A 26,381-nucleotide genomic window follows, 5' to 3' on the forward strand; every position below is an offset into this window, starting at 1 on the left:
CCAGCGAATCGCTGGCCTTTTTATTATTCGCGGCGCACCCGCTTGATGTACTCCGCAAACGCGGTCAACTGGCCGGTCAGGTGATCCAGCGTGCTTTGGTCCACCACTTCGCCGGTCTGCGTATCGACTTTGTTCTGAATCGCCCCGCCCATAAACTCCGGTTTGTTCATCACCATCGCATCGAGAAACACTAGAATCTGACGCAGATGATACTGGCAGCGTGCGCCGCCAATCGCGCCCATTGAACTGGTTTGAATAAGCACCGGCTTGCCCGCGAGCGGCTGGTCGGGCAGGCGCGACAGCCAGTCAATGGCGTTCTTCAGCCCGCCCGGCACCGAATAGTTATACTCCGGCGTCACAATCACCACGCCGTCCGCCTCGCGGATCTGCGCGGCTATCGCTTCCACCGTCTGCGGAAAGCCTTCTTCCTGCTGGATATCGGCGTCATAAATCGGGATGTCGCGAATCGAGGGCAGCTCGTCCACCGTCATACCGGCGGGGGCCAGTTTTGGCAACGTGCGTGCGACCATCGCGTTAAAGGAGCCTTTGCGCAGGCTGCCAATCAGCGTTACTACCTTAAGCGTGTCAGACATTGAAACCTCCGGGCGTGTCAAAGCTTAGTTAATACTCATCGCTTTTTCCGAGGGCAGACTGGTAAAGCGCATCAGACGCGTATCCGGGCTGGTGCTGCGTTTACGCATATCCGGCAGGCTGCGCCAGCCCTGTATGCTGTCATATTCCCACAGATACAGCTTTTCAATAGCGGGCGATACCGCCACTGTCCAGATTAATACGTCTTCAGCATCGCACGCCGCTTCCACATGCGGAAATTGCGCCACGCGCAGTTTGCCGGCGCCTGGCAACAGCTGGAAATGCTGACCGTCATCATTCTGCTGGCCTGTCAGCTTCAGCAGGCTGCGGCGCAGCGTCACCAGCTGAGTACGCGCTTCCAGCGGGTCATTTTGATTATCCACCCAGATGGTTTCATTTTTGCTAAGCGTATGGCCGGTTTGCGGTGCGAGAGGGTGCGTAAACGTGCGAGTGGCGGGTTGAAGTTCCATATCCAGCCCACAACAGCCTTCGGTGGTAATCGCCACACCCAGCATATTGCCGGTATGGGCGAGAGAAAAATCCGCAAGGCCTGGGTCAGTAAAGCGCGGACGGCCCTGCTCATTCACCACGATTTCCGGCAGCACAGGAATGCCATAGAGCATAAATACCAGCTCGGCCAGCAGCGAGCGCGACGCCAGAAAACGGCTGCGGCGGTGCTCCGGCAGGTGTTGCGCGGCTTTCAGCGCGTCGGCTGAGAGCCTGGGGGAGATGCTGAGTTCGGGGCCAAGCGTCCTTCTTGCAAAATGCGTTGCCATTTTTCGCTCCGTGATAATGGTCACTAACGGGTAATTATCGAAATGATAAATGCATAATCTGCAACTCATCAGCCCGATAGTGTTTAGGTTTTAATGCCTAATGCGGACGCTGAAAAGTACTCTGTACGGACTTTTACAAAATTATCACACGGCCAGGGGCAACACACCGTTATAAAAGCGCGATCCTGCGCTCTCAGGGCTGTGGCAGAACCGTTTATGCGGTCAGCGGGATCTCTGGCAGATGCACCACATTGTTATAGAACGATTCCAGATCGTGCTCGGTCAGAATCGGTTCTTTCATTATCAGATGCACATCAAGTACATCTTCAAAGCCCGGCAAAATATTCAGGCCGTTCGCCTGCGCCAGATCCTGAGAAATAATCCCGATGCTGCTGAAACTCTTCATCAGGGAAACGGTAATCAGCTCACTGCCGGAGAAAATCACGCTGGCCTCCTGCAGGAGCGGCTTATGCCGGGCGGTAAATTTATCAAAGCTCGCGGAGTACGGGCATTCCGCCAGCGGTTGCACCAGCGTGGTGGCGGCGGAGGCGCTGTCTGCCGAGCAGGCGGCAATCACTTTAATATTCAGCCCGGTTAATTTGATGCTGTAGAAGCCGGGCGGCACGTTCCCACCCAATACCACTGCGATGTCCGTTTCGTCTTTGGCGATTTTCACCAGATTTTCCGGTGATTCCGACGTGCTGAAAATTACGCTGTAGTCGCTCAGTTTGTCGATCATAAAGTTGATGATTTTCTTATTAGTATCGACAGAGAAGGTACTGTTGAGTGCGATGCGAATGGGCGTTGTCGTGCTTTTCTTAAGCTGTTCGGCTTTGAGGCGCAGGTGCTCAGAAGTTTTGACGACATTCATAATATAGGGCAGTAAATCCTTACCCTCAGACGTTAGTACCACGCCTTTATTATTGCGATTAAATATTTTAAAACCGAAATATTCTTCCGCTTTGTTAAGTTGCGCCGCCAGCGCCTGAATAGTGATATTCGCCTCTTCCGCGGCACAGGTTAACGAACCCATCTGCGCGGTTTTTAGCAGATTCCTCAAAACCTTAATATCCATATGTCACCCCATGACGTGCCGGTCTTTCCTTTATATCAACCGCCATAAGAATTATCAATTGATACGCGGACATTACGCTGACCGAAAACTCCGGTTTTGCTGGGTTTTTCGGTCAGAAAGACCTCAAAACGGCTTGCTTAAAATGATTATTAAGGTGACTGAAAAAGAATTGAATATAAATAACTTAATTAGCTGGTAGTTTAACACAAAACCTCCCTAACAACCCTGGATGAATATAGAATATATGTTACAGCTCAATAAAAACATCGGCGATGACCTGAGAAAAAATAAAGCGGTAAATGTTCTGGGTTTAGATTTCTCACTGACGGGTGGATTTAGCGACTTCGTTAAATTCACGCAAAGCTGGGAAACGATGGGCATTGATAAATTCTATGGTCAGGCCGATCGCGGAACGCGTTATCGCCGTTACAGTGATTTTGATTACAACCCGGTTACTAAAACGCTAACGCCGCTCGGCCATCGCGCGTATGAACAATCGGTCGAGCATAATAAATATGTTGGTGGTATTGAACGTCACTTTGATGATATTACCACTGAGGTATTACATTCACCGGTATTACGTGCGCTGGTGGAGCTGGATTTCAACGTCTATAAAGAAGTGCTGCCGCCGGAATTGCATAATGAAGTCTGGCAGTGCCAGATTCATCAAATCCGCATTGAAATTAAACCTGGCTGTGAGCTGGAAATCACGCCAGAAGGCATCCACTGCGACGGCTATCCGTTCAGCGGTGTTCACTTCTGGGGCCGTCATAACGTTGAAGGCGCCATGAGCCAGGTCTTTAAGAAAGACGGCACGCTGGTGGATTCCGGTACCTATCGCAATATTCTCGACACTACCTTTTTCCTCGATCGCGAAATGCTGCATTACGTGACCAGCGCGTTTAACCCGACAGAAGACGCGATGGGCTTTCGTCAGATAATCGCCGTTTCGTTTTCAAGACCGGGGACGGAATATGATATCATCAAATAAACTCCAGCTTGTTTCTTCGGACGTTGAAAAAAACACGGCACCGGATGGGTTAGTCATTTCTAAAGCGACTATTAACGATGCCTGCGATATCGTCAGCTTTTTAAAATTCTTTAAAGAGGTTGCGTTTTGTGAATGGCAGGATGAAGAGCATATTCGCAAAATTGTCGCGGCAGAAAATGCCCGCTGTTATTTAGCGAAAGACCAGAATGGCGTCCTGGTGGGCGCTATTATTGGCGGTATGCTCGGTACGCGCGCCACGCTAAATCACATCGCGATTTCGCCTATTTTCAGGAATAACAAAATAGGCACGGTACTGACAAAAACCATTCTGAATGATTTTTATCTGAGCGGTATTAAACGTGTCTTTTTGTTTATTGAAGATAAAAACCAGGTCGCGTTCAAATTCTGGCGTTCCCAGGGTTTTCAACCGACCACAGGAGAAACGACGTGCGAACTGGATCTTTAAAAAACCTGAATTACGCCGAGCGTAGCGATCTTAAAGAAAGCCTGTTGAATGCCTCGCCGATTATGGCGGGGTATTTCGTCGTCGCGTTTGTCTTCGGCGTCATGTGCATCAACGCCGGTCTGCCGGTCTGGTTCCCGGCGGCGATGTGCCTGTTTGTCTACGCGGGAACGGCGCAATTCGCCGCGCTGGCGCTGCTCACTTCGGGCGCGTCGCTGCTGCCCATTGTGCTCTCGACACTGCTTATCAATTCCCGACATATTTTAATGTCGATGTATATGTCGAAGAAACTCGGCCCTGTCGGCATGTCCGGGCTGAAAAAGTCGCTCTACGCCTTCGGGCTTACCGATGAATCCTTCGCAATGCACAGCCAGCGCCTGGAGAGCCGTATTGCGACGACGGCGAGTTATCTGCTGAGCTTCAATGCCTTTTGCCATGTGTCGTGGGTGGTGGGCGGCTTTGCGGGGGCCGTGGCGTCTGAGTATCTGGCGAAATTCATCAGCTTCAAACTCGACTACGCGCTCACGGCCATGATGCTGTTCGTGCTGGTCGCGCTCTGTAATACCACCGGTAAGCGCATCGTCGCGCTGGTCTCTGTTGCGACCACGATCGGTATGAACTTTATCCATATTTCACCGTTGAACGTCTTTGTGGCGACGGCGGTCGGTTGCGGAGTCGGCGTATGTCTCAAGAAATCTTCCTCCTGATTGTCATCTTCTCAATGATGGCGGTGACGTTTGCTATTCGTCTGATCCCGCTGCATTTAAGCCCGGAGCGCACGCCGCGCTTTATTAACGCGGTGATTGAGTACATTCCGGCCGCGGTGATTTCCAGTATTACGATTCCGGCGCTGTGCTTTCCGCAAAACGCGGGGTTCAGTTTATATAACGCCAGCGTCCTGGCGGCGTTGCCCGTCGTATTCGTCGCCTGGTTTACGAAGAATTTAATTGTCAGTGTGGTGGTGGGTGTTATCTGTCAGGTGCTCGCCAGCCATTTTCTTTTTGGGTAATTCACCGCTTCGGCGCACGGACAAAGGATCGACGCTATTAATGAAACGTATTGCCTGCGTGGCCTGCCTTGATCCGAAATTTTCTGTGCATGCGCATACTTTTTTACGTGCCGTAGTGCTCGCCAGACATGGACAGCTGGTAAAAGAGGCGCAGATCAGACTGTTTGACGACGGCGGCAGTCGGGAGGGCGCGCTGCGCGCTGCGCGGGAGATAGCGGCCTGGGGGGCGGACGCTGTCGTCGGGCATTATGTCTCTTCCGCGGCGGCGGCCGCCGCGCCCGAATACGCCAGACGCGGCGTACCGCTGTTTCTGCCTGCCGCGACCGCCAGCCAGCTGACGCGCAATGAGACGACATGGCGGCTCTGCGATAACGACGCCGACTATGTCGCCTGGCTGAAAGAGCGTGTCAGTCAGGCGCAGTGGCAGGTCGCTACACCTGAACATGACGGCTCGCTGCATGGCATCAGCGTATCAGAACAACTGGCGGCAGCGCTGCCGATTACGCCTTATGGCCAGACGCGGATATTTTCAGGCCGCTACGCCGCGTCGGTTCGCTATGCCATTCGCTGGGCGCATATTGAACTGCCCGGGCGGTTGATTTTGACAGACGACGCGGGCTCACCCGCGCTGGTGCCGGATTTACTGGCGCACGGTATCGATCCTAATCAGCACGAGATCCTGATTGCGGGCATTAGTCCGCACCCTGTTGGTGAAATAGCCCATTTGGTACGCCAGACCTGGCAGCGACGCTGGGGCGGCGAGCCAGGCGCGTACTTGTGGGAAACGCTGGCGGCTATCCAGACGGCGGCGGTGTTTCCGCATATCCCCGCCCGAACGGTACTGGGGCCGCTGCGTTTCGATGCGCGGCGCGAGAGCCGCCCTGGCCATTTTCGACTCTGGCAGGTGACGCGCCAGGGCTTTATCGCTTATCAGCCCGTACCTGAGACGATATGACATCGCCCAGTGCGCTGACTGGCGCTTCACCATTACCCATCTGACGACACGAGGAATTTATGTCAAACCTTGAGCAACTGGCCTATTACCAGAAAAAACTCTCCTTTGAAGCCGATTCATGGGATCTCTATCTCGCGCTTAATGCCGGGGAAAATATTGTCGTCGTGGATGGCCGTAGTGAAGAGGCGTACCAGCGCGAGCATATTCCGGGCGCGATTAACCTGCCGCATAAAGCGCTGTGTTTTAACAACACCGCGGAGCTGGATAAATCTAAAGTCTATATCTGCTATTGCGATGGCATCGGCTGCAACGGCTCGACCAAAACCGCGATGAAACTACTGACGCTGGGGTTTCAGGTAAAAGAGCTGATCGGCGGGCTGGACTGGTGGAAACGCGATGGTTACGCCACCGAAGGCCATCAGGGCCGCGACGGTACGCCGGTCAGCTGCGGCTGCTGATTTACAAGGCGTGGTGCTGCGGTAAGAAGGAGCACCACGGAAAAAATAACGGAGAACGGCTGACGATGCCGTTCTTTTTTTACCTGAACCATGCTGCTGGTTAATAAGATCGGTTGTTGAGAGCCCGCTTATCGCGGCGTCCGGATATTCATTTTATGAAGCGCAATCAGGTTGATATTCCTGCCAATAATTAACGTTACTGGCAGGAAAATAAATTACATGTTGCAAAGCCGGTTGGTTGTAAGTTTCGTTATTCATGAAAGGAGTTTTACCGTGCAGTGAGGGTGCACATCATATGAAAAAAGCAGCCCTGTTTTTCCTGCTGGCAATCTTTGTTTGCCCTTTAGCGCAGAGTCGTGAATGTTCTAAAGAGAAAGCAGAAGCGGCAGAAAACGCCGTAGATAACCTTAAAACATGGAAAGCGGTTTATGAGAGTTATAGGCGTTATTCGTCATGTGATGAGGGAAGTATTGGTGAAGACTATTCTGAAGCGATAATTCGTCTTTTAGCTGATCGCTGGAGCGAATTACCGGCTTTAGATGCACTGGGAAAACGTAGCGCATCTTTTGAAGGTTGGGTGCTGAGTCATATCGACTCCACGCTCGGCTCAGACGATCTGCAAAAGGTGAGTGATATCGCTAAAACGCAATGCCCATCAGGACATACCGCGCTATGCGAAAAGAGAGCGGTGGCAGCTTCTAAAGTGATAAACGAAGGTTGATTCACCTTTTAGGATGCCATGCTGTATTACTGCTCTTTATAAATAAAAACCCACCTTAACAAGTACTAAGGTGGGTTAGTGGATGCTTACTAATCAGGCGACGTGGGCGTTATTTACCAATACAGAAGCTGGAGAAAATACGGCCGAGCAGGTCGTCGGAGGTAAATTCGCCGGTGATCTCGCTTAGCGCCTGCTGCGCCAGACGCAGCTCTTCGGCCAGCAGTTCGCCAGCCCATGCGCCAAGCAACTGCGCTTTGCCCTGCTGCAAGTGATTCGCCGCGTCTTCCAGTGCCTGGAGATGACGACGGCGGGCCAGGAAGCCGCCTTCCATGCTGGTATCAAACCCCATGCTTTGCTTCAGATGATTGCGCAGCACGTCCACGCCCTCATTCGTGCGCGCCGAAAGGCGGATAAGTGAGTGACCATTCACTTCGCTTATGCCGGGCTGTTCGCCGGTGACGTCCGCTTTATTACGCACCACGGTGATCGGCAGTTTCGCGGGCAGACGGGCGATAAAATCGGGCCAGATTTGCGCCGGGTCGGTGGCGTCGGTCGTCGTACCGTCAACCATAAACAGTACGCGGTCGGCCTGTTCGATTTCCTGCCAGGCGCGCTCAATGCCGATGCGCTCCACTTCGTCGCTCGCCTCGCGCAGACCGGCGGTATCGATGATGTGCAGCGGCATACCGTCGATATGAATATGTTCGCGCAGCACGTCGCGGGTGGTGCCCGCAATATCCGTCACAATCGCCGCCTCGCGGCCCGCCAGCGCGTTCAGCAGGCTCGATTTGCCTGCGTTCGGACGACCTGCAATCACCACTTTCATCCCTTCGCGCAGCAGGCTGCCCTGACGTGCTTCGGCGCGTACCGCGTCGAGATCGCCGATGACCTCGTTAAGCTGCGCCTCGATTTTGCCGTCGGAGAGAAAGTCGATCTCTTCATCGGGGAAATCGATAGCCGCTTCGACAAAAATGCGCAGGTGCGTCAGCGCTTCGACCAGATGGTTCACGCGCGCGGAGAATGCGCCCTGTAGCGAGTTCAGCGCCGAGCGCGCCGCCTGTTCAGAGCTGGCGTCAATCAGATCGGCGATGGCTTCCGCCTGGGCGAGATCGAGCTTGTCGTTGAGAAACGCCCGCTCGGAGAATTCGCCGGGCCGGGCGATACGCACGCCGGGCAGGGTGAGGATGCGCTTTAACAGCAGATCCAGAATCACCGGGCCGCCGTGACCCTGCAGCTCCAGCACATCTTCGCCGGTAAAGGAGTTCGGGCCAGGGAACCACAGCGCGATGCCCTGATCGAGCGCGGTGCCGTCCGCGTCTTTAAATGGCAGATAATCGGCATAGCGCGCTTTCGGCAGCTTGCCGAGCACGGCCTGCGCCACGTTCCGCGCCTGTTGGCCGGAGACGCGAAGAATGCCCACGCCGCCGCGTCCGGGAGGCGTCGCCTGGGCGACAATAGTGTCGTTATGGCTCATGGTCTTTCTGTCACTCTGTATGGCGGGGCGTTTTCTCTGCCCCACGTAAAGAAAAAGGCGGTCATCAGACCGCCTTCCATTTTAGCGTTGCCCTGACGAATCAGGCTTTTTTCTTCTTCTCGCGGCTGTGCAGACCGCGTTTTTCCAGACCGCGGTAGATCAACTGCTGCTGAAGGATGGTCACCAGGTTGCTGACGATATAGTACAGCACCAGACCGGACGGGAACCACAGGAAGAAGACCGTAAAGATGACCGGCATAAAGGTCATGATCTTCTGCTGCATCGGGTCGGTCACGGTGGTCGGCGACATCTTCTGGATGAAGAACATGGTCGCGCCCATCAGGATCGGCAGAATGTAGTACGGGTCCTGCGCGGAAAGGTCGTGGATCCACAGCGCGAACGGCGCGTGACGCAGTTCCACCGAGCCCATCAGCATGTAGTACAGCGCAAGGAAGATTGGCATCTGGATGAGCAGCGGGAAGCAGCCGCCCAGCGGGTTTACTTTCTCCGCTTTGTACAGCGCCATCATCTCCTGGCTCATGCGTTGCTTATCGTCGCCCAGACGCTCGCGCATCGCCTGAATCTTCGGCTGCAGCAGGCGCATTTTCGCCATGGAGGTGTACTGCGCTTTGGTCAGCGGGTACATCACGCCACGAACGATAAAGGTGATGGCGATAATCGAGAAGCCCCAGTTGCCAAGGAAGCTGTGGATCCATTTCAGCAGCTTGAACAGCGGCTGAGAGATGAACCACAACCAGCCGTAGTCAACGGTCAGGTCAAGATGCGGCGCGACCTGCGCCATTTTGTCCTGAATTTCCGGACCCACCCACAGGGTGCTGGCAAGTTTGGCGGTCTGGCCTGGCTGAACCTGAACCGGCTCAGATTTGTAACCGATAGCCGCAACGCCATGCCCCAGATCAGCGGTATAGAAGTTGCTGGTCACATTGCTTGCCGGAACCCACGCGGTCGCGAAGTACTGCTGGAGCATCGCTACCCAGCCGCCTTTGGCGTTTACGTTCAGGTTCTCGTCGTCAGCGATGGTATCGAACTTATATTTCTCGTACTTCTCGTCCGGCGTGGAGTAAGCCGCGCCGCGGAAAGTATGCAGAGCAAAGTTGCTGCTGCCGGTGTCGCGGTGGCTCGGCAGGTCGATAGTTTGCTTCAGCTGACCGAATGAAGAGATTTCAAGCGGCTGCGTACCGGCGTTCTTCACGTCGTAACCCACATAGACCGCGTACTGGCCGCGTTTCAGGGCGAACGTTTTGGTGAAGGCGTTACCTGCCTCGTCAGTGAAGGTCATCGGGATCACCAGCTCATCCTGGCCGTCAGCCAGAACATAGGTGTCACGCTCGGTGTTATACAGCGGGCGACCCTTGTTGTTATTCGGGTTGTCCGGGCCGTTACGACCGGTCAGGCCGCTCTGAGCCTGATAAACGAAGTTTGGCGTCGTTTCCAGCAGCTGGAAAGGTTCGCTGGAGCCCAGCTCTTTCGGGTATGCCAGCAGAAGCGCCTGCTCGATGTCGCCACCACGGGTATTGATGGTAAGAGAGAGGACATCGGTCTTAACGGTAATGAGTTTCCCCTGGCCACTGGCCGGTACGCCCTGGCTTGCGGCGCTACCCGCTGCGGTGGTCGTAGTCTGCGTGGTCTGCTGAACCTGAGGTTTTGGAGCTTTATCTTGCTCCCAGGTTTGCCAGATCATGAAAGACACGAACAACAAAGCGATGACAAGAAGATTGCGTTGCGAATCCATCGTTAGTGTTCTCTGGTATCAAAAGGTCCTGGCGGGACGGGGTCGTCGCCACCCGGGTTCAAAGGGTGGCATTTTAATACGCGTTTCACTGTCAACCAACTGCCTTTTAACACCCCAAACCTGCGCAATGCCTCAATTCCGTACTGCGAACAGGTGGGGTGAAAACGGCAATGCGGCCCGAGAAGCGGACTAATGAAGCGTTGATAGACCCGGATGAGGGCTATCAGGAGCCGCGAACCAGGCGACAATGACGACGCCATAATTTTTCCAAAGCTTCCGAAAGCTCCCGGTTATCGAGGTCGGCAATCCCGCGCTTCGCCACCACCACGAAATCCATCGGAGGGAGTTCATGTTGACGTAAACGGAAGCTTTCACGCGTCAGACGTTTAATCCGATTGCGTTCATGCGCGCGTTTAACGTTTTTCTTGGCGACGGTAAGACCGATGCGGGGATGCCCCAGCGAATTAAGGCGGCCGAGGATGGTGATTTGCGGCGTGCCAGCCCGTTGTGGCTGCTGGAAGACGAAGGTGAAATGAGCGGGAGTTAACAAACGTAACTCCCTGGGAAATGCGAGCTTAACCACTAAAGGGTTAGCTATTACTTGGAAACGGTCAGACGAGCGCGGCCTTTAGCACGACGACGTGCCAGAACCTGACGACCATTTTTAGTAGCCATACGAGCACGGAAGCCGTGAGAACGGTTGCGCTTCAGTACAGACGGTTGAAAAGTGCGTTTCATGGCGATTTCTACCTAAACTTGAATAAATTCACTGACTTTGCGTATGCGCGAACGGCCTGCCGGACGACTTACGCCAAAGTAATCGACGATTAAAGAGGCCGGATTGTAATAATTGTACACTCCGGAGTCAATTCACTTTCCTTATTTCCCGCGCTTTTCCCCTCGGTTTGAGGATAAAAAACACGCAAAATTCAGGCGATAAACCGCGCTTTACGCACCGGGTGGGGAATTATACGGGCTCGCCGCCAAAGCGCAAGGATCGTCAGGGATCTTCCTTAGATCGATAACGCGCGGTTTTCCGGATCGTCATTAATTTTTCCGATATGCCGGGTAAAATGCACCGCAGCCGCCAAAGGATCGATTACACTTAAGCGTCCTGACGCAGGCCTGTGGATAAATCGGGAAGAATCTGTGAGAAACAGGAGATCTCTGGCTCGCTTTAGGCTATGATCCGCGGTCCCGATCGGGAGCCCTGATCTCAGCCTCGGGTAAAAAACCGCAAATAGCGGTTCGCACGCCTCCCGACTCGGGGCTTATCGGCGTGTGTCAACAATCATGAATGTTTCAGTCTTCGTCTTTTATCGACTTTTGTTCGAGTGGAGTCCGCCGTGTCACTTTCGCTTTGGCAGCAGTGTCTTGCCCGATTGCAGGATGAGTTACCAGCCACTGAATTCAGTATGTGGATACGCCCCCTACAGGCGGAACTGAGCGATAACACGCTGGCTTTGTATGCGCCAAACCGGTTTGTGCTCGATTGGGTAAGGGACAAATACCTCAATAATATTAACGGATTACTGAATGATTTCTGCGGCTCTGACGCGCCGCTGCTGCGCTTTGAAGTCGGCACGAAACCCCTGGCGACTGCGACAACCGCACCGGCAAGCCAGGCGGTAAAACCTGCGCAGGCCGCGCCCGCGGCCGCACCCGTGCGCCCGGCGTGGGACAACGTGCCCGCTCCTGCGGAGCCTTCTTACCGTTCGAACGTCAACGTCAAACACACCTTTGATAACTTCGTTGAGGGTAAATCTAACCAGCTGGCCCGCGCGGCGGCGCGCCAGGTGGCGGACAACCCTGGCGGCGCGTATAACCCGCTCTTCCTTTATGGCGGCACGGGTCTGGGTAAAACGCACCTGTTGCACGCGGTGGGCAATGGCATTATGGCCCGCAAGCCCAACGCCAAAGTGGTCTACATGCACTCTGAGCGTTTCGTTCAGGACATGGTAAAGGCGCTGCAAAACAACGCTATCGAAGAGTTCAAACGCTACTACCGTTCGGTGGATGCGCTGCTTATTGATGATATCCAGTTCTTCGCCAATAAAGAGCGATCCCAGGAAGAGTTTTTCCACACCTTTAACGCCCTGCTGGAAGGCAATCAGCAGATCATTCTGACCTCGGATCGCTATCCAAAAGAGATCAACGGGGTTGAGGATCGTCTGAAATCGCGCTTCGGCTGGGGTCTTACGGTAGCCATTGAGCCGCCGGAGCTGGAAACTCGCGTAGCGATCCTGATGAAAAAGGCGGATGAGAACGATATCCGTCTGCCGGGCGAAGTGGCCTTCTTTATTGCCAAGCGTCTGCGATCCAACGTGCGTGAGCTTGAGGGCGCGCTGAACCGGGTGATCGCCAACGCCAACTTTACTGGCCGCGCGATTACTATCGATTTTGTGCGCGAGGCGCTGCGCGATCTGCTGGCGCTCCAGGAAAAACTCGTCACTATCGACAATATTCAGAAGACGGTGGCCGAGTACTACAAGATCAAGGTGGCGGATTTGCTCTCCAAGCGGCGTTCCCGCTCGGTGGCACGTCCACGCCAGATGGCGATGGCGCTCGCCAAAGAGCTGACCAACCACAGCCTGCCGGAGATCGGCGATGCGTTTGGCGGCCGCGACCACACTACGGTGCTGCACGCCTGCCGCAAGATTGAGCAGCTGCGTGAGGAAAGCCACGATATCAAAGAAGATTTCTCCAATTTAATCAGAACATTATCTTCGTGACGCTATGAAATTTACCGTTGAACGTGAACACTTATTAAAGCCGCTCCAGCAGGTCAGCGGCCCGCTGGGCGGCCGTCCGACGCTGCCTATCCTCGGCAACCTGTTGCTTCAGGTCGCGGATGGCGCGCTGTCGCTGACCGGCACCGATCTGGAAATGGAAATGGTGGCGCGCGTCGCGTTGGTGCAGCCGCATGAGCCGGGCGCGACCACAGTCCCTGCCCGTAAATTCTTTGATATCTGCCGCGGCCTGCCGGAAGGCGCGGAAATCGCGGTTCAGCTGGATGGCGACCGTATGCGCGTGAGCTCCGGGCGTAGCCGTTTCTCGCTCTCCACGCTGCCCGCGGCGGATTTCCCGAATCTGGACGACTGGCAGAGCGAAGTGGAATTCACGCTGCCTCAGGCGACCATGAAGCGTCTTATCGAAGCTACGCAGTTTTCCATGGCGCATCAGGATGTCCGTTATTATCTCAACGGCATGCTGTTTGAAACCGAAGGTGAAGACCTGCGAACCGTTGCGACCGACGGCCACCGTCTGGCGGTCTGCGCGATGCCGGTCGGCCAGCCGTTGCCGAACCATTCGGTGATCGTGCCGCGTAAAGGGGTGCTGGAGCTGATGCGTATGCTTGATGGCGGCGACGCCCCGCTGCGTATTCAGATCGGCAGCAACAATATTCGCGCGCACGTCGGCGATTTCATCTTTACCTCGAAACTGGTCGATGGCCGCTTCCCGGATTACCGCCGCGTACTGCCGAAGAACCCGGACAAAACGCTGGAAGCCGGCTGCGATATTCTCAAGCAGGCGTTTGCCCGCGCGGCCATTCTCTCCAACGAGAAATTCCGCGGCGTGCGTCTGTATGTGAGTGAAAACCAGCTCAAAATCACCGCGAATAACCCGGAGCAGGAAGAGGCGGAAGAAATTCTCGACGTCACTTATGCGGGCGCGGAGATGGAGATCGGCTTCAACGTCAGTTATGTGCTGGACGTACTGAACGCGCTCAAATGCGAGAATGTTCGTATTTTGCTGACGGATTCAGTATCGAGCGTGCAGATAGAAGATGCGGCGAGCAGTTCCGCGGCCTATGTTGTTATGCCCATGCGTCTATAGAAAATATCGGGCTATCTTACTTGCCATTTTCAACCTGGGCAGTGCTCGCCCCTGTCACGTACGCCGTGTACGCTCCAGGGCCTGCGCGCTGTCCGCGTTGAAACTGGCTGCGCCGATAACGCCCTGGGTTTGCTGTAAAGGCGGAAAAGTCACTCTATGTCTCTGACGCGTCTCCTTATCAAAGATTTCCGCAATATTGAAAACGCGGATCTCGCGCTCTCTCCCGGTTTTAACTTTCTGGTTGGCGCGAACGGCAGCGGGAAAACCAGCGTGCTGGAAGCGATTTACACGCTGGGCCACGGACGCGCGTTTCGCAGTCTGCAAATCGGTCGCGTGATCCGCCACGAGCAGGATGCCTTTATTCTCCACGGGCGGTTGCAGGGCGACGAGCGCGAAGTCTCGGTCGGCCTGACGAAAGATCGCAACGGCGACAGTACGGTGCGCATCGACGGCAGCGACGGTCACAAAGTGGCCGAGCTGGCGCAGCTGATGCCGATGCAATTAATTACCCCCGAGGGGTTTACTTTACTCGGCGGCGGCCCCAAATATAGAAGAGCGTTCCTTGACTGGGGATGCTTCCATAACGAACCGGGCTTCTTTGTGGCCTGGAGCAACTTAAAGCGCCTGCTCAAACAGCGCAACGCCGCGCTGCGACAGGTGACCCGCTATGAACAACTGCGCCCGTGGGACCGTGAACTGGTTCCGCTGGCCGAACAGATAAGCCAGTGGCGCGCCAGCTATAGCGAAGCGATCGCCAACGACATGGCCGATACCTGCGCGCAATTTTTGCCGGAATTTTCGCTCACGTTTTCTTTCCAGCGCGGCTGGGAGAAAGAGAGCGACTATGCCGATGTGCTGGAGCGCGGCTTCGAGCGCGACCGGATGCTGACTTACACCGCGCATGGCCCGCACAAGGCCGATTTCCGCATTCGCGCCGACGGCGCGCCGGTGGAAGATACGCTGTCGCGCGGCCAGCTTAAGCTCCTGATGTGCGCACTGCGTCTGGCCCAGGGCGAGTTTCTGACTCGCGAAAGCGGGCGGCGCTGTCTGTATCTGATAGATGATTTTGCCTCTGAACTCGACGATGCCCGACGTGGGCTTCTGGCGCAGCGCCTGAAGGCTACGCAGTCGCAAGTCTTTGTCAGCGCGATCAGCGCTGAACATATTCTCGACATGACGGACAAAAATTCGAAGATGTTCGCTGTCGATCAGGGTAAAATAACGGATTAACCCAAGTTAAAATGAGCGAGAAACGTTGATGTCGAATTCTTATGACTCCTCCAGTATCAAAGTCCTGAAAGGGCTGGATGCGGTGCGTAAGCGCCCGGGTATGTATATCGGCGATACGGATGACGGCACCGGTCTGCACCACATGGTATTCGAGGTGGTAGATAACGCTATCGACGAAGCGCTCGCGGGTCACTGTAAAGATATCGTCGTGACTATCCATGCCGACAACTCCGTCTCGGTATCGGATGACGGGCGCGGCATTCCGACCGGTATCCACCCGGAAGAAGGCGTTTCGGCGGCGGAAGTTATCATGACCGTTCTGCACGCAGGCGGTAAATTCGATGATAACTCCTATAAAGTCTCCGGTGGTCTGCATGGCGTAGGCGTATCCGTGGTTAACGCCCTGTCCCAGAAACTGGAGCTGGTGATTCGCCGCGAAGGTAAAATCCACCAGCAAACTTACGTGCACGGCGTGCCGCAAGCGCCGCTGGCTGTAACCGGCGACACCGATCAGACCGGTACTCAGGTCCGTTTCTGGCCAAGTCTCGAAACCTTCACCAACGTCACTGAGTTTGAATACGATATTCTGGCGAAGCGCCTGCGCGAACTCTCGTTCCTGAACTCCGGCGTGTCGATCCGTCTCGTGGATAAGCGCGACGGCAAGCAGGACCACTTCCATTACGAAGGCGGCATCAAAGCGTTCGTGGAGTACCTGAACAAGAACAAAACGCCGATTCACCCGAATATCTTCTATTTCTCTACCGAAAAAGACGGTATCGGCGTGGAAGTGGCGCTGCAGTGGAACGACGGCTTCCAGGAAAACATCTACTGCTTCACCAACAATATTCCGCAGCGCGACGGCGGTACGCACCTGGCGGGCTTCCGTGCGGCGATGACCCGTACCTTGAACGCCTATATGGATAAAGAAGGCTACAGCAAGAAAGCGAAAGTCAGCGCCACCGGCGATGACGCGCGTGAAGGCCTGATTGCCGTTGTGTCCGTTAAAGTGCCGGACCCGAAATTCTCCTCCCAGACCAAAGACAAGCTGGTCTCATCCGAGGTGAAATCGGCGGTTGAGCAGCAGATGAACGAACTGCTGGCGGAATACCTGCTGGAAAACCCGAACGACGCGAAAATCGTGGTCGGCAAAATTATCGATGCCGCGCGCGCCCGTGAAGCGGCACGTAAAGCGCGTGAAATGACCCGTCGTAAAGGCGCGCTCGATCTCGCAGGGCTGCCGGGCAAACTGGCGGATTGCCAGGAGCGCGACCCGGCGCACTCCGAACTCTACCTGGTGGAAGGGGACTCCGCGGGCGGTTCTGCAAAACAGGGCCGTAACCGTAAGAATCAGGCGATCCTGCCGCTGAAAGGGAAAATCCTGAACGTGGAGAAGGCGCGCTTTGACAAGATGCTCTCTTCCCAGGAAGTGGCGACGCTGATTACCGCGCTCGGCTGCGGCATCGGCCGTGACGAATACAACCCGGATAAACTGCGCTACCACAGCATCATCATCATGACCGATGCTGACGTCGACGGCTCGCACATCCGTACGCTGCTGTTGACCTTCTTCTATCGTCAGATGCCGGAAATCATTGAGCGCGGCCATGTCTATATCGCCCAGCCGCCGCTCTATAAAGTGAAAAAAGGCAAGCAGGAACAGTACATTAAAGACGACGAGGCGATGGATCAGTACCAGATCGCCATCGCGCTGGACGGCGCGACGCTGCATGCGAATGCCAGCGCGCCTGCCATTGCCGGTGAAGCACTGGAAAAACTCGTCTCTGAGTACAACGGCGCGCAGAAGATGATCAACCGTATGGAGCGTCGTTACCCGCGCGCGCTGCTGAAAGAGCTTATCTATCAGCCGACGCTGTCCGAAGAGACGCTGGCCGATGAAGCGAACGTGACCCGTTGGGTCTCTGCGCTTATCACCACACTCAATGACAACGAGCAGCACGGCAGCGTCTGGAAATACGATATCCGTGAAAACGCGGAAACGCGTCGTTTCGAGCCAGTGGTGCGCGTGCGTACCCACGGCGTTGATACCGATTACGTGCTCGACCACGAGTTTGTGACCGGTGGTGAATACCGTCGTCTGTGTACGCTTGGCGAGAAGCTGCGCGGCCTGATTGAAGAAGACGCGTTTATCGAGCGCGGCGAACGCCGTCAGCCGGTGGCAAGCTTCGAGCAGGCGCTGGACTGGCTGGTGAAAGAGTCCCGCCGCGGCCTGTCGATTCAGCGTTATAAAGGTCTTGGCGAGATGAACCCGGAGCAGTTGTGGGAAACCACCATGGATCCGGAAAGCCGCCGTATGCTGCGCGTGACGGTAAAAGACGCGATTGCGGCCGATCAGCTCTTTACCACGCTGATGGGCGACGCCGTTGAACCGCGTCGCGCCTTTATCGAAGAAAACGCCCTGAAAGCGGCGAATATCGATATCTGATGGCCGTTATGGCGGGTGGCGCTTCGCTTACCCACCCTACAACAGCACACAAGGCGGGTAAGCGCAGCTTCACCCGCCTTTATCATTTATAGCGCCACCCAATGCAGGGCGGGTAAGCGAAGCGCACCCGCCACTCGCCCTTCATACACCCGCCACCCTGTTCTTCCCTTCGCCACGGGCGCATTAACCGGCATTTTCCCTGCGGATCCATCCCCTTTTCTCGCCCCGGCTGCTACTGTGTTTTGAGCACAATCGCGTTAGCATGCGAAAAGACTCTTTTATGCAGGGGAACTCATGGCTATTAAACTTATCGCAATCGACATGGATGGCACATTACTGCTGCCCGATCACACCATTTCACCCGGCGTGAAAAACGCCATCGCCGCCGCCCGCGAACAGGGCATCAACGTGGTGCTGACGACCGGCCGACCTTTTGCGGGCGTGGAGAGTTATCTGCGCGAGCTGCACATGGATAAACCCGGCGATTATTGCATCACCTATAACGGCGCGCTGGTGCAAAAGGCGAGTGACGGCAGCACCGTGGCGCAAACGCCGCTCAGTTATGACGATTACCGCTATCTGGAGCAGCTTTCACGTGAAGTGGGCTCGCACTTCCACGCGCTCGATCGCACCACGCTCTATACCGCGAACCGCGACATCAGCCGCTATACCGTGCATGAATCGTTTGTCGCCACCATTCCGCTGGTATTCTGCGAGGCGGAAAAAATGGACCCGAACATGACTTTTCTGAAGGTCATGATGATCGACGAGCCGGAAATCCTCGATAAAGCCATTACGCGCATCCCGCAGGAAGTGAAAGAGAAATACACCGTGCTGAAAAGCGCGCCTTACTTCCTGGAAATCCTCGATAAACGCGTTACCAAAGGCACCGGCGTGAAATCCCTGGCGGAAGTTTTAAACATCCAGCCGGAAGAAGTGATGGCGATTGGCGATCAGGAAAATGATATCGCGATGCTGGAATATGCGGGCGTCGGCGTGGCGATGGAGAACGCCATTGATGCGGCGAAAGAGGCCGCCAATTTTGTGACCCGCTCGAACCTCGAAGATGGCGTCGCGTACGCGATTGAGAAATTCGCCCTGCGCTAAAGGAGATGTTGACGCGCCGCCCGTTACTGGCGGCGCGTCAGAAAGGCGCTTTCGGCTGCAAAGCCACCTTCAGCCTCGCCTCACCTGAAAGAGCGGGGTTGCCCCCGCCCGACAGGTTGCTACTTACCGGATTCGTAAGCCAGAAACGCAGCAAACTCCCTTTGCCCGTCCTTCAGCCTCAGTTCGCACAGCGAATGACGCGTCAGAAATGTGAATATTAACAACGTTATACATATCATTAATACACACCAGAACAGGGTGCTTCGCAGCAGTTTCATGGCCTTCTTCTCTGTCAACGCAAAGCAGAAGTGTCACCTTCGGTGCGAAACAGAGATGTCATGCTTTGGTTCAGAGAATGCGTTTGACCGCCTCGCTATATACTTCCGAGCGTTCTCTTTTCCCAACAGAAATCACGAAAACGACAACTTTCTCGTCTATAACCTGGTATACAAGGCGATAGCCTGAAGACCGGAGCTTAATCTTGTAACAATCAGGCATACCACGGAGCTTGTTTGCTTCAATCCGGGGTGACTCAAGTACTTCAACCAGCTTCTTTTTCAACTGTTCACGTACCGTCGAGCCCAGCTTTCGCCATTCCTTTAGTGCCCGCTCGTCAAAATCCAGAAAATACGCCATCAGAGTTCATCCAGCGTCACACGTACTGGCTTAGGATTACGAAGCCGTTCTTTCACTATCTCCACAAGTTCAGCATCTTCATCACTCAGGAGTGTCTGTTTGAACGGCAAGCGTTCATTGTCAGCGATATACTCGAGCATGAGACGAAGCGCTTCAGAAGGAGTTACACCCATTTTTTCAAGCGCGGCGTAAGAACGCGCTTTAAGTTCATCGTCAATACGCAGGTTAATGCTACCCATGTCTTACACCTCTTGTAATTACAAATGTCATTACAAGTATCGCACTACAACATGCTTAGGGCAAGTCACGAAGGAAGTCAGAAAGTAGTCGTAAGAACGGTGATCACTGTCCGCTTTGTGCCAGGAGCAGCCATTGCTAAGTCCATCCTGTATTGTGCAGGTCAGCTCGTTTTTAAAGAGTCCGGCCATCATCTTACTGGTACAGACACCATATACTTTGTGACGGTCAGGCTACATATGCACAACTCAACTTATTCATCTATTTTTTGCTTTAGCATGTCAGTGTTGCTTTCTCGTCGGCGGGTGAGCGGTGACCTGACCTGTCGATAAAGGAACATAGCACGTTTTATGCAACACCCGCATGCGGCAGAAAATTATTGCCGAACGTTTACCCCTGTCAACAAGCTTTACTTTCTGAGGCGCGCCAGCCCGCGAGGAAAACAATCTGAACATCAAACAATTAATGACACAAGAAATACGATTAAAGATTTTTTTGTGCATGCCGATAGTGCTTTTTTAAAAGGAGAAATCTATGTCTGTCACAATTCAGGGAAATACCTCAACCGTTATTTCAAACAACTCCGCCCCGGAAGGAACATCAGAAATAGCCAAAATCACAAGACAAATTCAGGTGCTGACTGAAAAGCTTGGGAAAATCTCATCGGAAGAGGGGATGACGACACAGCAGAAAAAAGAAATGGCTGCATTGGTACAGAAGCAAATTGAAAGCCTCAGTGCTCAACTGGAGCAGTTGTTAAGGCAGCAGGCAGAGAAAAAGAATAAAGACGCGACAGTTCAGCCTGATAAAAAAGAAGAGAAAAAAGACGATACAAATACCGCTGGCACCATTGATATTTACGTCTAAGTGACAGCCGTATTGTGGCCCTCATCGGGCCACTTTTCGCCATCAGCCTTTTCTTTAAAGACATATTATCTTTGTATCATTTCTGATAGTTAACATTACAAGATATAAGTAATGGACGCACTCCCAATTAGTCTATTTAAATCGCCACGAGTTTCACTGACAACCCATGATCAATTATGAATTGCAACTATTTCTGTAGTCACTTTTGTGGGGACAGTCCACAAAACTGCCAACTTCCGCTTCTTGCTCTTAGCGGACATTAGCATAGGCTATTTACCATAACGCCTCATTACGCGCACCGCCCAGACTGACTCAGCGCGTTTCTGGCATATCCCCGGTAAAACAAGTAACAAACCACCCGAAAATGAACACCAGAAACGCGACTTAAGAATCTACCCTATGAATGGATATGCACTCAACCGAATCGATCTTGGTTTCAATCTTTTTTATCGGGATCAGGCTTCTTTTTAGGTAACTTCGGGGGCTTAACTTGCTGATGACTTTGCGTTCGGCGCGTAAGCCAGGGATGGTCAGCTTTAGGTTTAACATAGTATTTTGAGCGTAAATCAATACGGGCATTATCCACTCGTTCATGGACACTCTTTTCATCATCCAGTGGTATAGGCTCCGGGCCATCAACATACTTTTCCCAGCCCAGCGCTTTCCCGTCATACAGAACGTTAATTTCACCGTCAAAGTTCTCGCATACAGTAACAACCGAATGCCTAAGTCGATATCCCCGGCCCTCACTGCGTACCTGAAACGCACTGCTTTTGTACTGGAAAGTGAGATTTTTAGACAGAACGCGCTTCGCCTGTAGGCTGAAGATATAACCCAGTTCCTCTTCAGAATGGTGCACATCAAGATGAGCATTATCAGTAGTACGAGGCGACGTAGCGAACCGGTTGTTATAGGCTTCAATAAAGGTCGGCAACCATGCATTTGCTGTTTCAATATCACTGATATTCTGAAGCCGCATTTCTTTGACCAGCCTGTCCTGTAGTGTCTGATTGGCGCGCTCTACCCGCCCTTTTGCCTGCGGGCTGTTGGCATGGATTGGCTCGATGCCCAGTGTCTTTATCGCACGAGTGAACTGGGTCAGCTCACCTTCCCGCTCTGGGTTATTTACCCTGAATATACTGTGTCTATCAGAGTAGAGAGCGAGCGGTACGCCATGATCATTAAGGTAACCCCGGAGGGTTTCCATGTAAGCCCGGGTTGTTTCAGCAGGCACAAAACGCAACGCCATCAACGCACTGGTGGCATCATCAATGAAAACGATCAGTGTACATCTGGGGCCTCGATTTTCAAACCAGTCATGAGGTGAGCCATCAATCTGGATCAGTTCACCGTAAGATGGTCGTCGCATGCGGCGTTGATATATACGGGCAATTTTACGACGGCGTTCACGCCATAACCCCTCTTCTATCATCCACTTTCTGAGAGTTTCAACGGATAAAGATAAACCGTGTATCTCGCGCAATTTTTCGCACGCAAACGTAGGTCCAAAATCAGCGTAACGGCCTTTGAGGAGTGAAATTACTGTTGCTCTGAATTCAGTAGAAAAGGAATTATTAGGACGCTTTCCACGTCGGTGGGAAACCAGACCAGAAGGCCCTTCATTTCTATACCGTTGCACCAGACGTTTAACCTGCCGAATAGAAATGCCAATGCGTGCCGCAGCTTGTTCCTGAGTAATATGTCGATTAATTGACTCCTGAATAATCTGAAGTCGGTGGAGTTCCTTATGACTCATCGTAACAGTCTCTTTGATCATGAAAAATCCCCCAGAGAATTGTCTGGGGACATTTTAGAATGGTTCAAAGGGGACATTACAGCTTGGTGTTAACACCTTGCCTTTCGGCGGGTAAGAGGCTACGCTGATGGTGTTGATGCATCAGGGGGCCTCGTTGGTTAATTGAATAAATGACCTTCGGGGCTTTCTTCTTTCTGCCTCACCATCACGGCATTTCTGCCGACAGCATGAGGCAAAAAGCCTCAAGCGCCGCCGCCATTATAAATTGTCCATCCTGAGCGAAACCATCAAAAACCTACGGGCATTTTGCTGAATTTTCACGCCTTTTTCGTAACGCTTTCCCGTAAATCACGTCTTTTACATTCCCATCGAACAACCTGATAAATCCCCTTCTGTTATCTCGCCCGATATATTCTTTTGTCGTTTTTGTGATCTAAATTGTAGTACAACCACAATAGATTGTACTACATTGAACCCATCAGCACGGCCACCCGCGTCACGGTTGTACTTCAAAAATGCGGCGAAAATCGGCGGTCAGGGTAAAGTAAGCGAAGAAACCTCGCGTGAAAGGAACCCATAACATGACTAAAACCGACCGCATCATCGTGACGCTGGGCCGCCAGATCGTTGGCGGGAAATATGTACCGGGCGCGTCACTGCCGGCAGAAGCGGAGCTGTGCGAGGAGTTTGAAACCTCGCGCAACATCATTCGCGAAGTGTATCGCTCGCTGATGGCGAAGCGGCTCATTGAGATGAAGCGCTATCGCGGTGCGTTTGTCGCGCCCCGCAACCAGTGGAACTACCTCGATACCGAGGTGCTCCAGTGGGTGCTGGAGCATGACGATGACCCGCGCCTGATTGCCTCAATGAGCGAAGTGCGCAACCTGGTGGAGCCCGCTATCGCCCGTTGGGCGGCAGAGCGCGCGACCTCAAGCGATCTGGCGCGTATTGAAGCGGCGCTGAACGACATGATTGCCAACAACCAGGATCGCGACGCCTTTAACGAGGCGGACATTCGTTATCACGAAGCGGTACTGGAGGCGGTGCATAACCCGGTGCTGCAACAGCTCAGCGTGGCGATAAGTTCCCTGCAACGCGCCGTGTTTGAGCGCACCTGGATGGGCGATGAGGCCAACATGCCGAAAACGCTCCAGGAGCATAAAGCGCTGTTCGATGCTATCCGGCATCAGGACGGCGAGGCGGCGGAGCAGGCGGCATTAACCATGATCGCCAGCTCGACAAAAAGGCTTAAGGAAATCACATGACATCTCGCTACATCGCTATCGACTGGGGTTCCACCAATCTGCGCGCCTGGCTTTACCAGAGCGAGCAGTGCCTGGAAAGCAGGCAATCGGAGGCGGGCGTCACCCGCCTCAACGGCAGAACCCCCGAAGCGGTGTTAGCGCAGGTAACCGAAGGCTGGCGCGATGACGCCACGCCGGTCGTCATGGCGGGCATGGTCGGCAGCAACGCGGGCTGGAAAATCGCCCCTTATCTGCCGTGCCCGGCCCGTTTTGCTGATATCGGCAGCCAGCTCACGACGGTGGCGGAACGCGTTTTTATTATCCCTGGCCTGTGCGTAAGCCGTGACGATAACCGCAACGTCATGCGCGGCGAAGAAACCCAGTTGCTCGGTGCCCGCGAGCTTGCCCCCGCGCCGCTCTACATCATGCCCGGCACGCACTGCAAATGGGTACAGGCGGACGCGCAGCAGGTCAATGATTTCCGCACGGTGATGACCGGCGAGCTGCACCATCTTTTATTAACCCATTCGTTGATTGGCGCGGGCCTGCCGGAACAGCAGCCGAGCGCCGATGCCTTTAACGCCGGGCTTGAACAGGGCGCGGAAACCGACGCGCCGCTGACCCGCCTGTTTGAAGTTCGCGCCGCCCATGTGCTGGGAAGCCTTGCGCGCGAACACGTCGCTGAATTTCTTTCCGGGTTGCTGATTGGCAACGAAGTGGCAAGCCAGCTTCGCCACTGGCAGCCAGACCGTCATTCCCCTCTCACGCTGGTCGCCAGCCCGCCGCTTGCCAGCCGTTACCAGCGCGCGCTGTCGCTACTGGGATATACGGCGCAGGCGCTTGAAGGCGACCGCGCATTTCAGACAGGCATAAGGAGTCTCGCTCATGCAGTGGCACAATAAACTTCCGCTCATCGCCATCCTGCGCGGCATCACGCCCGACGAGGCGCACGATCACGTCGCCGCGGTTATCGACGCCGGGTTCGAGGCGGTGGAAATCCCGCTCAATTCGCCGGACTGGCGCACCAGTATCGCCGCGATGGTCAACGCGTTTGGCGATCGCGCGCTGATTGGCGCAGGCACGGTATTAAAGCCGGAACAGGTGGATGAGCTGGCAGAGATGGGCAGCAAACTTGTCGTCACGCCCAATATTCAGCCGGAGGTGATCAGGCGCGCGGTGAGCTACGGCATGACCGTCTGCCCTGGCTGCGCCACAGCGACCGAGGCGTTCAACGCTATAGATGCGGGCGCGCAGGCGCTGAAAATTTTCCCGTCCTCTGCCTTCGGCCCCGATTACATCAAAGCATTAAAAGCCGTGCTGCCGCCGGAAATTCCGGTGTTCGCCGTGGGCGGCGTTACGCCGGAAAACCTGGCTGTATGGCTGAACGCGGGCTGCATCGGCGCCGGGCTTGGCAGCGATTTGTATCGCGCCGGGCAGCCGGTTGAGCGCACGGCCGCGCAGGCGAAAGCATTTGTTAAGGCGTATCGGGAGGCAGTGCAATGAAAATAACCAAACTAACCACATACCGTTTACCGCCCCGCTGGATGTTTCTGAAGATTGAAACTGACGAAGGCGTGGTGGGCTGGGGCGAACCGGTGATTGAGGGCCGGGCGCGGACGGTCGAGGCGGCGGTCCATGAGCTGGGCGAATATTTGATTGGTCAGGATCCGGCGCGCATCAACGACCTGTGGCAGGTGATGTATCGCGGCGGGTTTTACCGCGGCGGCCCAATCCTGATGAGCGCCATCGCCGGTATCGACCAGGCGCTGTGGGATATTAAAGGCAAAGTGCTTAACGCGCCGGTCTGGCAGTTAATGGGCGGCCTGGTGCGCGATAAAATTAAAGCGTACAGCTGGGTGGGTGGCGACCGTCCGGCAGAAGTCATCGCCGGTATTAAAACGCTGCGCCAGATTGGTTTTGATACCTTTAAATTAAACGGCTGCGAAGAGTTAGGCATTATTGATGATTCACGTAAAGTCGACGCGGCGGTCAATACCGTGGCGCAGATCCGTGAAGAATTTGGCAGCGATATCGAATTTGGTCTCGATTTCCATGGTCGCGTCAGCGCGCCGATGGCGAAAATATTAATTAAAGAGCTGGAGCCGTATCGCCCGTTATTTATTGAAGAGCCGGTATTAGCCGAGCAGGCGGAATATTATCCGCGCCTCGCCGCGCAGACGCATATTCCGATTGCGGCGGGCGAGCGGATGTTCTCGCGCTTTGAATTTAAGCGCGTGCTGGAAGCAGGCGGCCTGGCCATTCTGCAACCCGATTTGTCGCATGCGGGCGGTATTACCGAGTGCGCGAAAATCGCCGCGATGGCGGAGGCGTATGACGTCGGCCTTGCGCCGCACTGCCCGCTCGGGCCCATCGCGCTGGCGGCCTGTCTGCATGTCGATTTCATCTCGCGCAATGCGGTGTTCCAGGAGCAGAGCATGGGCATCCATTATAACCAGGGCGCTGAGCTGCTTGATTTTGTTAAAAATAAAGACGATTTCAAAATGGAAGGCGGTTACTTCCAGCCGTTGATGAAGCCGGGGCTTGGCGTGGAGATCGATGAAGAGCAGGTAGTGGCGCGCAGTCAGGGTTGTGCAGACTGGCGCAATCCGTTGTGGCGGCATGCCGATGGCTCCGTCGCCGAGTGGTAATGTCCGTCCTGTTTCGCGCTGTAACGGCGTTGGCTGCGTTTCCTCACCGCGGTCATTTACTTCAGTAAGCGCGTAGATTTGTTATGCCGCCTTCCCACAACGCGAATTAT

Annotated in this window: 30 protein-coding genes and 1 pseudogene; 18 read left to right on the forward strand and 13 right to left on the reverse strand. The window is 54.4% G+C overall.

What is annotated here, in order from left to right:
• Window positions 1-23: 23 nt before the first annotated feature.
• The 3 genes from G6041_RS16685 to G6041_RS16695 all read right to left on the reverse strand — a co-directional run bounded on the left by G6041_RS16685 (window position 24) and on the right by G6041_RS16695 (window position 2,442).
• On the reverse strand, window positions 24-593 hold the full coding sequence (locus G6041_RS16685; protein ID WP_004388038.1) for an NADPH-dependent FMN reductase: 570 nt from the start codon (window positions 591-593) through the stop codon (window positions 24-26).
• Between the two features lie 24 nt (window positions 594-617).
• A complete protein-coding gene (locus G6041_RS16690; protein WP_041460644.1) occupies window positions 618-1,367 on the reverse strand; it encodes a 4'-phosphopantetheinyl transferase family protein in 750 nt (249 codons plus the stop codon).
• Window positions 1,368-1,581: 214 nt separating this feature from the next.
• Window positions 1,582-2,442 carry a LysR family transcriptional regulator gene (locus G6041_RS16695; protein WP_012126186.1) on the reverse strand — a complete coding sequence of 287 codons (861 nt, stop codon included), beginning with the start codon at window positions 2,440-2,442 and terminating at the stop codon, window positions 1,582-1,584.
• A 244-nt stretch (window positions 2,443-2,686) separates the two neighbouring features.
• On the opposite strand from G6041_RS16695, the gene G6041_RS16700 reads away from it, so the two are divergent.
• From G6041_RS16700 to G6041_RS16730, 7 genes are all read left to right on the forward strand, one after another.
• On the forward strand, window positions 2,687-3,433 hold the full coding sequence (locus G6041_RS16700; protein ID WP_041460643.1) for a 2OG-Fe dioxygenase family protein: 747 nt from the start codon (window positions 2,687-2,689) through the stop codon (window positions 3,431-3,433).
• Window positions 3,417-3,899, forward strand: coding sequence for a GNAT family N-acetyltransferase (locus G6041_RS16705; protein ID WP_004388034.1), 483 nt, complete (start codon window positions 3,417-3,419; stop codon window positions 3,897-3,899). The genes G6041_RS16700 and G6041_RS16705 overlap by 17 nt, the downstream gene beginning before the upstream one ends.
• Window positions 3,881-4,603, forward strand: a complete 723-nt coding sequence (locus tag G6041_RS16710; RefSeq protein ID WP_007872254.1) for an AzlC family ABC transporter permease — start codon at window positions 3,881-3,883, stop codon at window positions 4,601-4,603. The genes G6041_RS16705 and G6041_RS16710 overlap by 19 nt, the downstream gene beginning before the upstream one ends.
• Complete coding sequence (locus G6041_RS16715) at window positions 4,579-4,905, forward strand: AzlD domain-containing protein (RefSeq protein WP_007781175.1); 327 nt, start codon at window positions 4,579-4,581, stop codon at window positions 4,903-4,905. The genes G6041_RS16710 and G6041_RS16715 overlap by 25 nt, the downstream gene beginning before the upstream one ends.
• A 40-nt stretch (window positions 4,906-4,945) precedes the next feature.
• Window positions 4,946-5,860, forward strand: coding sequence for an ABC transporter substrate-binding protein (locus G6041_RS16720; RefSeq protein ID WP_012126182.1), 915 nt, complete (start codon window positions 4,946-4,948; stop codon window positions 5,858-5,860).
• A gap of 59 nt (window positions 5,861-5,919) precedes the next feature.
• Entirely contained in the window at window positions 5,920-6,318 is a 399-nt protein-coding gene (locus G6041_RS16725) for a rhodanese-like domain-containing protein (RefSeq protein ID WP_007781103.1), read from the forward strand.
• A 295-nt stretch (window positions 6,319-6,613) separates the two neighbouring features.
• Window positions 6,614-7,039 (forward strand): hypothetical protein, encoded by a 426-nt coding sequence (locus G6041_RS16730; RefSeq protein WP_041460642.1) that lies wholly within the window; start codon window positions 6,614-6,616, stop codon window positions 7,037-7,039.
• A 109-nt stretch (window positions 7,040-7,148) separates the two neighbouring features.
• Here G6041_RS16730 and mnmE read toward each other — a convergent pair whose 3' ends face one another.
• The 5 genes from mnmE to rpmH form a co-directional block, all read right to left on the reverse strand.
• Window positions 7,149-8,513: a tRNA uridine-5-carboxymethylaminomethyl(34) synthesis GTPase MnmE gene (mnmE, locus tag G6041_RS16735; RefSeq protein WP_012126181.1), complete on the reverse strand. Its 1,365-nt coding sequence runs from the start codon at window positions 8,511-8,513 to the stop codon at window positions 7,149-7,151.
• Between the two features lie 100 nt (window positions 8,514-8,613).
• A complete protein-coding gene (gene yidC / locus G6041_RS16740) occupies window positions 8,614-10,266 on the reverse strand; it encodes a membrane protein insertase YidC (protein WP_012126180.1) in 1,653 nt (550 codons plus the stop codon).
• Between the two features lie 2 nt (window positions 10,267-10,268).
• Complete coding sequence (yidD, locus tag G6041_RS16745) at window positions 10,269-10,526, reverse strand: membrane protein insertion efficiency factor YidD (RefSeq protein ID WP_004386003.1); 258 nt, start codon at window positions 10,524-10,526, stop codon at window positions 10,269-10,271.
• Window positions 10,490-10,849, reverse strand: a complete 360-nt coding sequence (rnpA, locus tag G6041_RS16750) for a ribonuclease P protein component (RefSeq protein ID WP_004386002.1) — start codon at window positions 10,847-10,849, stop codon at window positions 10,490-10,492. The genes yidD and rnpA overlap by 37 nt, the downstream gene beginning before the upstream one ends.
• Window positions 10,850-10,863: 14 nt before the next feature.
• Window positions 10,864-11,004 (reverse strand): 50S ribosomal protein L34, encoded by a 141-nt coding sequence (gene rpmH, locus G6041_RS16755; protein WP_000831330.1) that lies wholly within the window; start codon window positions 11,002-11,004, stop codon window positions 10,864-10,866.
• A gap of 608 nt (window positions 11,005-11,612) precedes the next feature.
• Here rpmH and dnaA point away from each other — a divergent pair.
• The 5 genes from dnaA (at window position 11,613) to yidA (ending at window position 18,883) form a co-directional block, all read left to right on the forward strand.
• Window positions 11,613-12,998 (forward strand): chromosomal replication initiator protein DnaA, encoded by a 1,386-nt coding sequence (gene dnaA / locus G6041_RS16760; protein ID WP_029039570.1) that lies wholly within the window; start codon window positions 11,613-11,615, stop codon window positions 12,996-12,998.
• Between the two features lie 4 nt (window positions 12,999-13,002).
• On the forward strand, window positions 13,003-14,103 hold the full coding sequence (gene dnaN / locus G6041_RS16765; protein WP_004386000.1) for a DNA polymerase III subunit beta: 1,101 nt from the start codon (window positions 13,003-13,005) through the stop codon (window positions 14,101-14,103).
• A 156-nt stretch (window positions 14,104-14,259) separates the two neighbouring features.
• Window positions 14,260-15,333: a DNA replication/repair protein RecF gene (gene recF / locus G6041_RS16770; protein WP_004385999.1), complete on the forward strand. Its 1,074-nt coding sequence runs from the start codon at window positions 14,260-14,262 to the stop codon at window positions 15,331-15,333.
• A gap of 28 nt (window positions 15,334-15,361) precedes the next feature.
• A complete protein-coding gene (gyrB, locus tag G6041_RS16775) occupies window positions 15,362-17,776 on the forward strand; it encodes a DNA topoisomerase (ATP-hydrolyzing) subunit B (RefSeq protein WP_004385998.1) in 2,415 nt (804 codons plus the stop codon).
• Window positions 17,777-18,070: 294 nt separating this feature from the next.
• Window positions 18,071-18,883 (forward strand): sugar-phosphatase, encoded by an 813-nt coding sequence (gene yidA, locus G6041_RS16780; protein WP_007797776.1) that lies wholly within the window; start codon window positions 18,071-18,073, stop codon window positions 18,881-18,883.
• A gap of 119 nt (window positions 18,884-19,002) precedes the next feature.
• On the opposite strand, the gene G6041_RS21480 is transcribed toward yidA, so the two are convergent.
• From G6041_RS21480 to relB, 4 genes and pseudogenes are all read right to left on the reverse strand, one after another.
• Window positions 19,003-19,122 carry a type I toxin-antitoxin system Hok family toxin gene (locus tag G6041_RS21480; protein WP_227003027.1) on the reverse strand — a complete coding sequence of 40 codons (120 nt, stop codon included), beginning with the start codon at window positions 19,120-19,122 and terminating at the stop codon, window positions 19,003-19,005.
• A pseudogene (locus tag G6041_RS21620) lies at window positions 19,070-19,198 on the reverse strand (DUF5431 family protein); the annotation flags it as partial. The gene G6041_RS21480 and the pseudogene G6041_RS21620, both read right to left, overlap by 53 nt.
• A gap of 33 nt (window positions 19,199-19,231) precedes the next feature.
• Window positions 19,232-19,519: a type II toxin-antitoxin system mRNA interferase RelE gene (gene relE / locus G6041_RS16790; RefSeq protein ID WP_000323025.1), complete on the reverse strand. Its 288-nt coding sequence runs from the start codon at window positions 19,517-19,519 to the stop codon at window positions 19,232-19,234.
• On the reverse strand, window positions 19,519-19,758 hold the full coding sequence (relB, locus tag G6041_RS16795; RefSeq protein ID WP_000534858.1) for a type II toxin-antitoxin system antitoxin RelB: 240 nt from the start codon (window positions 19,756-19,758) through the stop codon (window positions 19,519-19,521). The genes relE and relB overlap by 1 nt, the downstream gene beginning before the upstream one ends.
• Before the next feature lie 24 nt (window positions 19,759-19,782).
• Between relB and ydfV the strand changes: the two genes are divergently transcribed.
• On the forward strand, window positions 19,783-20,088 hold the full coding sequence (gene ydfV / locus G6041_RS16800) for a protein YdfV (RefSeq protein ID WP_001326990.1): 306 nt from the start codon (window positions 19,783-19,785) through the stop codon (window positions 20,086-20,088).
• Window positions 20,089-20,290: 202 nt separating this feature from the next.
• On the forward strand, window positions 20,291-20,623 hold the full coding sequence (locus G6041_RS16805; protein ID WP_085105558.1) for a FlxA-like family protein: 333 nt from the start codon (window positions 20,291-20,293) through the stop codon (window positions 20,621-20,623).
• 436 nt (window positions 20,624-21,059) lie between these two features.
• Here G6041_RS16805 and G6041_RS16810 read toward each other — a convergent pair whose 3' ends face one another.
• Window positions 21,060-22,400 carry an IS1202-like element ISEsa1 family transposase gene (locus G6041_RS16810; RefSeq protein WP_004196353.1) on the reverse strand — a complete coding sequence of 447 codons (1,341 nt, stop codon included), beginning with the start codon at window positions 22,398-22,400 and terminating at the stop codon, window positions 21,060-21,062.
• Between the two features lie 560 nt (window positions 22,401-22,960).
• Here G6041_RS16810 and dgoR point away from each other — a divergent pair.
• Genes dgoR through dgoD form a run of 4 tightly spaced genes read left to right on the forward strand, consistent with a single transcriptional unit; the run spans window position 22,961 to window position 26,271 of the window.
• Complete coding sequence (gene dgoR / locus G6041_RS16815) at window positions 22,961-23,644, forward strand: D-galactonate utilization transcriptional regulator DgoR (protein ID WP_007703761.1); 684 nt, start codon at window positions 22,961-22,963, stop codon at window positions 23,642-23,644.
• Window positions 23,641-24,525, forward strand: coding sequence for a 2-dehydro-3-deoxygalactonokinase (locus G6041_RS16820; protein WP_012126178.1), 885 nt, complete (start codon window positions 23,641-23,643; stop codon window positions 24,523-24,525). The genes dgoR and G6041_RS16820 overlap by 4 nt, the downstream gene beginning before the upstream one ends.
• Window positions 24,509-25,126 carry a 2-dehydro-3-deoxy-6-phosphogalactonate aldolase gene (locus G6041_RS16825; RefSeq protein WP_012126177.1) on the forward strand — a complete coding sequence of 206 codons (618 nt, stop codon included), beginning with the start codon at window positions 24,509-24,511 and terminating at the stop codon, window positions 25,124-25,126. The genes G6041_RS16820 and G6041_RS16825 overlap by 17 nt, the downstream gene beginning before the upstream one ends.
• Window positions 25,123-26,271 carry a galactonate dehydratase gene (dgoD, locus tag G6041_RS16830; RefSeq protein ID WP_012126176.1) on the forward strand — a complete coding sequence of 383 codons (1,149 nt, stop codon included), beginning with the start codon at window positions 25,123-25,125 and terminating at the stop codon, window positions 26,269-26,271. Before G6041_RS16825 ends, dgoD begins: the two co-directional genes overlap by 4 nt.
• The last annotated feature ends 110 nt before the right edge of the window (window positions 26,272-26,381 follow it).

The sequence above is a fragment of the Cronobacter sp. HA18003 genome, from assembly GCF_011605905.1.
Classification (GTDB): domain Bacteria; phylum Pseudomonadota; class Gammaproteobacteria; order Enterobacterales; family Enterobacteriaceae; genus Cronobacter; species Cronobacter sakazakii.

Bases quoted from the DNA above. Each gene is read 5' to 3' on its own strand.
- dgoR (WP_007703761.1), top strand. From the start codon at position 22,961: ATGACTAAAACCGACCGCATCATCGTGACGCTGGGCCGCCAGATCGTT.
- G6041_RS16810 (WP_004196353.1), bottom strand. From the start codon at position 22,400: ATGATCAAAGAGACTGTTACGATGAGTCATAAGGAACTCCACCGACTT.
- G6041_RS16700 (WP_041460643.1), top strand. From the start codon at position 2,687: ATGTTACAGCTCAATAAAAACATCGGCGATGACCTGAGAAAAAATAAA.
- rpmH (WP_000831330.1), bottom strand. From the start codon at position 11,004: ATGAAACGCACTTTTCAACCGTCTGTACTGAAGCGCAACCGTTCTCAC.
- G6041_RS16725 (WP_007781103.1), top strand. From the start codon at position 5,920: ATGTCAAACCTTGAGCAACTGGCCTATTACCAGAAAAAACTCTCCTTT.
- relB (WP_000534858.1), bottom strand. From the start codon at position 19,758: ATGGGTAGCATTAACCTGCGTATTGACGATGAACTTAAAGCGCGTTCT.
- yidC (WP_012126180.1), bottom strand. From the start codon at position 10,266: ATGGATTCGCAACGCAATCTTCTTGTCATCGCTTTGTTGTTCGTGTCT.
- G6041_RS16695 (WP_012126186.1), bottom strand. From the start codon at position 2,442: ATGGATATTAAGGTTTTGAGGAATCTGCTAAAAACCGCGCAGATGGGT.
- relE (WP_000323025.1), bottom strand. From the start codon at position 19,519: ATGGCGTATTTTCTGGATTTTGACGAGCGGGCACTAAAGGAATGGCGA.
- G6041_RS16720 (WP_012126182.1), top strand. From the start codon at position 4,946: ATGAAACGTATTGCCTGCGTGGCCTGCCTTGATCCGAAATTTTCTGTG.
- G6041_RS16705 (WP_004388034.1), top strand. From the start codon at position 3,417: ATGATATCATCAAATAAACTCCAGCTTGTTTCTTCGGACGTTGAAAAA.
- yidD (WP_004386003.1), bottom strand. From the start codon at position 10,526: ATGGCGTCGTCATTGTCGCCTGGTTCGCGGCTCCTGATAGCCCTCATC.
- G6041_RS16690 (WP_041460644.1), bottom strand. From the start codon at position 1,367: ATGGCAACGCATTTTGCAAGAAGGACGCTTGGCCCCGAACTCAGCATC.
- G6041_RS16820 (WP_012126178.1), top strand. From the start codon at position 23,641: ATGACATCTCGCTACATCGCTATCGACTGGGGTTCCACCAATCTGCGC.
- G6041_RS16730 (WP_041460642.1), top strand. From the start codon at position 6,614: ATGAAAAAAGCAGCCCTGTTTTTCCTGCTGGCAATCTTTGTTTGCCCT.
- gyrB (WP_004385998.1), top strand. From the start codon at position 15,362: ATGTCGAATTCTTATGACTCCTCCAGTATCAAAGTCCTGAAAGGGCTG.
- recF (WP_004385999.1), top strand. From the start codon at position 14,260: ATGTCTCTGACGCGTCTCCTTATCAAAGATTTCCGCAATATTGAAAAC.
- G6041_RS16805 (WP_085105558.1), top strand. From the start codon at position 20,291: ATGTCTGTCACAATTCAGGGAAATACCTCAACCGTTATTTCAAACAAC.
- G6041_RS16825 (WP_012126177.1), top strand. From the start codon at position 24,509: ATGCAGTGGCACAATAAACTTCCGCTCATCGCCATCCTGCGCGGCATC.
- ydfV (WP_001326990.1), top strand. From the start codon at position 19,783: ATGTCATTACAAGTATCGCACTACAACATGCTTAGGGCAAGTCACGAA.
- G6041_RS16685 (WP_004388038.1), bottom strand. From the start codon at position 593: ATGTCTGACACGCTTAAGGTAGTAACGCTGATTGGCAGCCTGCGCAAA.
- G6041_RS16715 (WP_007781175.1), top strand. From the start codon at position 4,579: ATGTCTCAAGAAATCTTCCTCCTGATTGTCATCTTCTCAATGATGGCG.
- dgoD (WP_012126176.1), top strand. From the start codon at position 25,123: ATGAAAATAACCAAACTAACCACATACCGTTTACCGCCCCGCTGGATG.
- dnaN (WP_004386000.1), top strand. From the start codon at position 13,003: ATGAAATTTACCGTTGAACGTGAACACTTATTAAAGCCGCTCCAGCAG.
- yidA (WP_007797776.1), top strand. From the start codon at position 18,071: ATGGCTATTAAACTTATCGCAATCGACATGGATGGCACATTACTGCTG.
- mnmE (WP_012126181.1), bottom strand. From the start codon at position 8,513: ATGAGCCATAACGACACTATTGTCGCCCAGGCGACGCCTCCCGGACGC.
- G6041_RS21480 (WP_227003027.1), bottom strand. From the start codon at position 19,122: ATGATATGTATAACGTTGTTAATATTCACATTTCTGACGCGTCATTCG.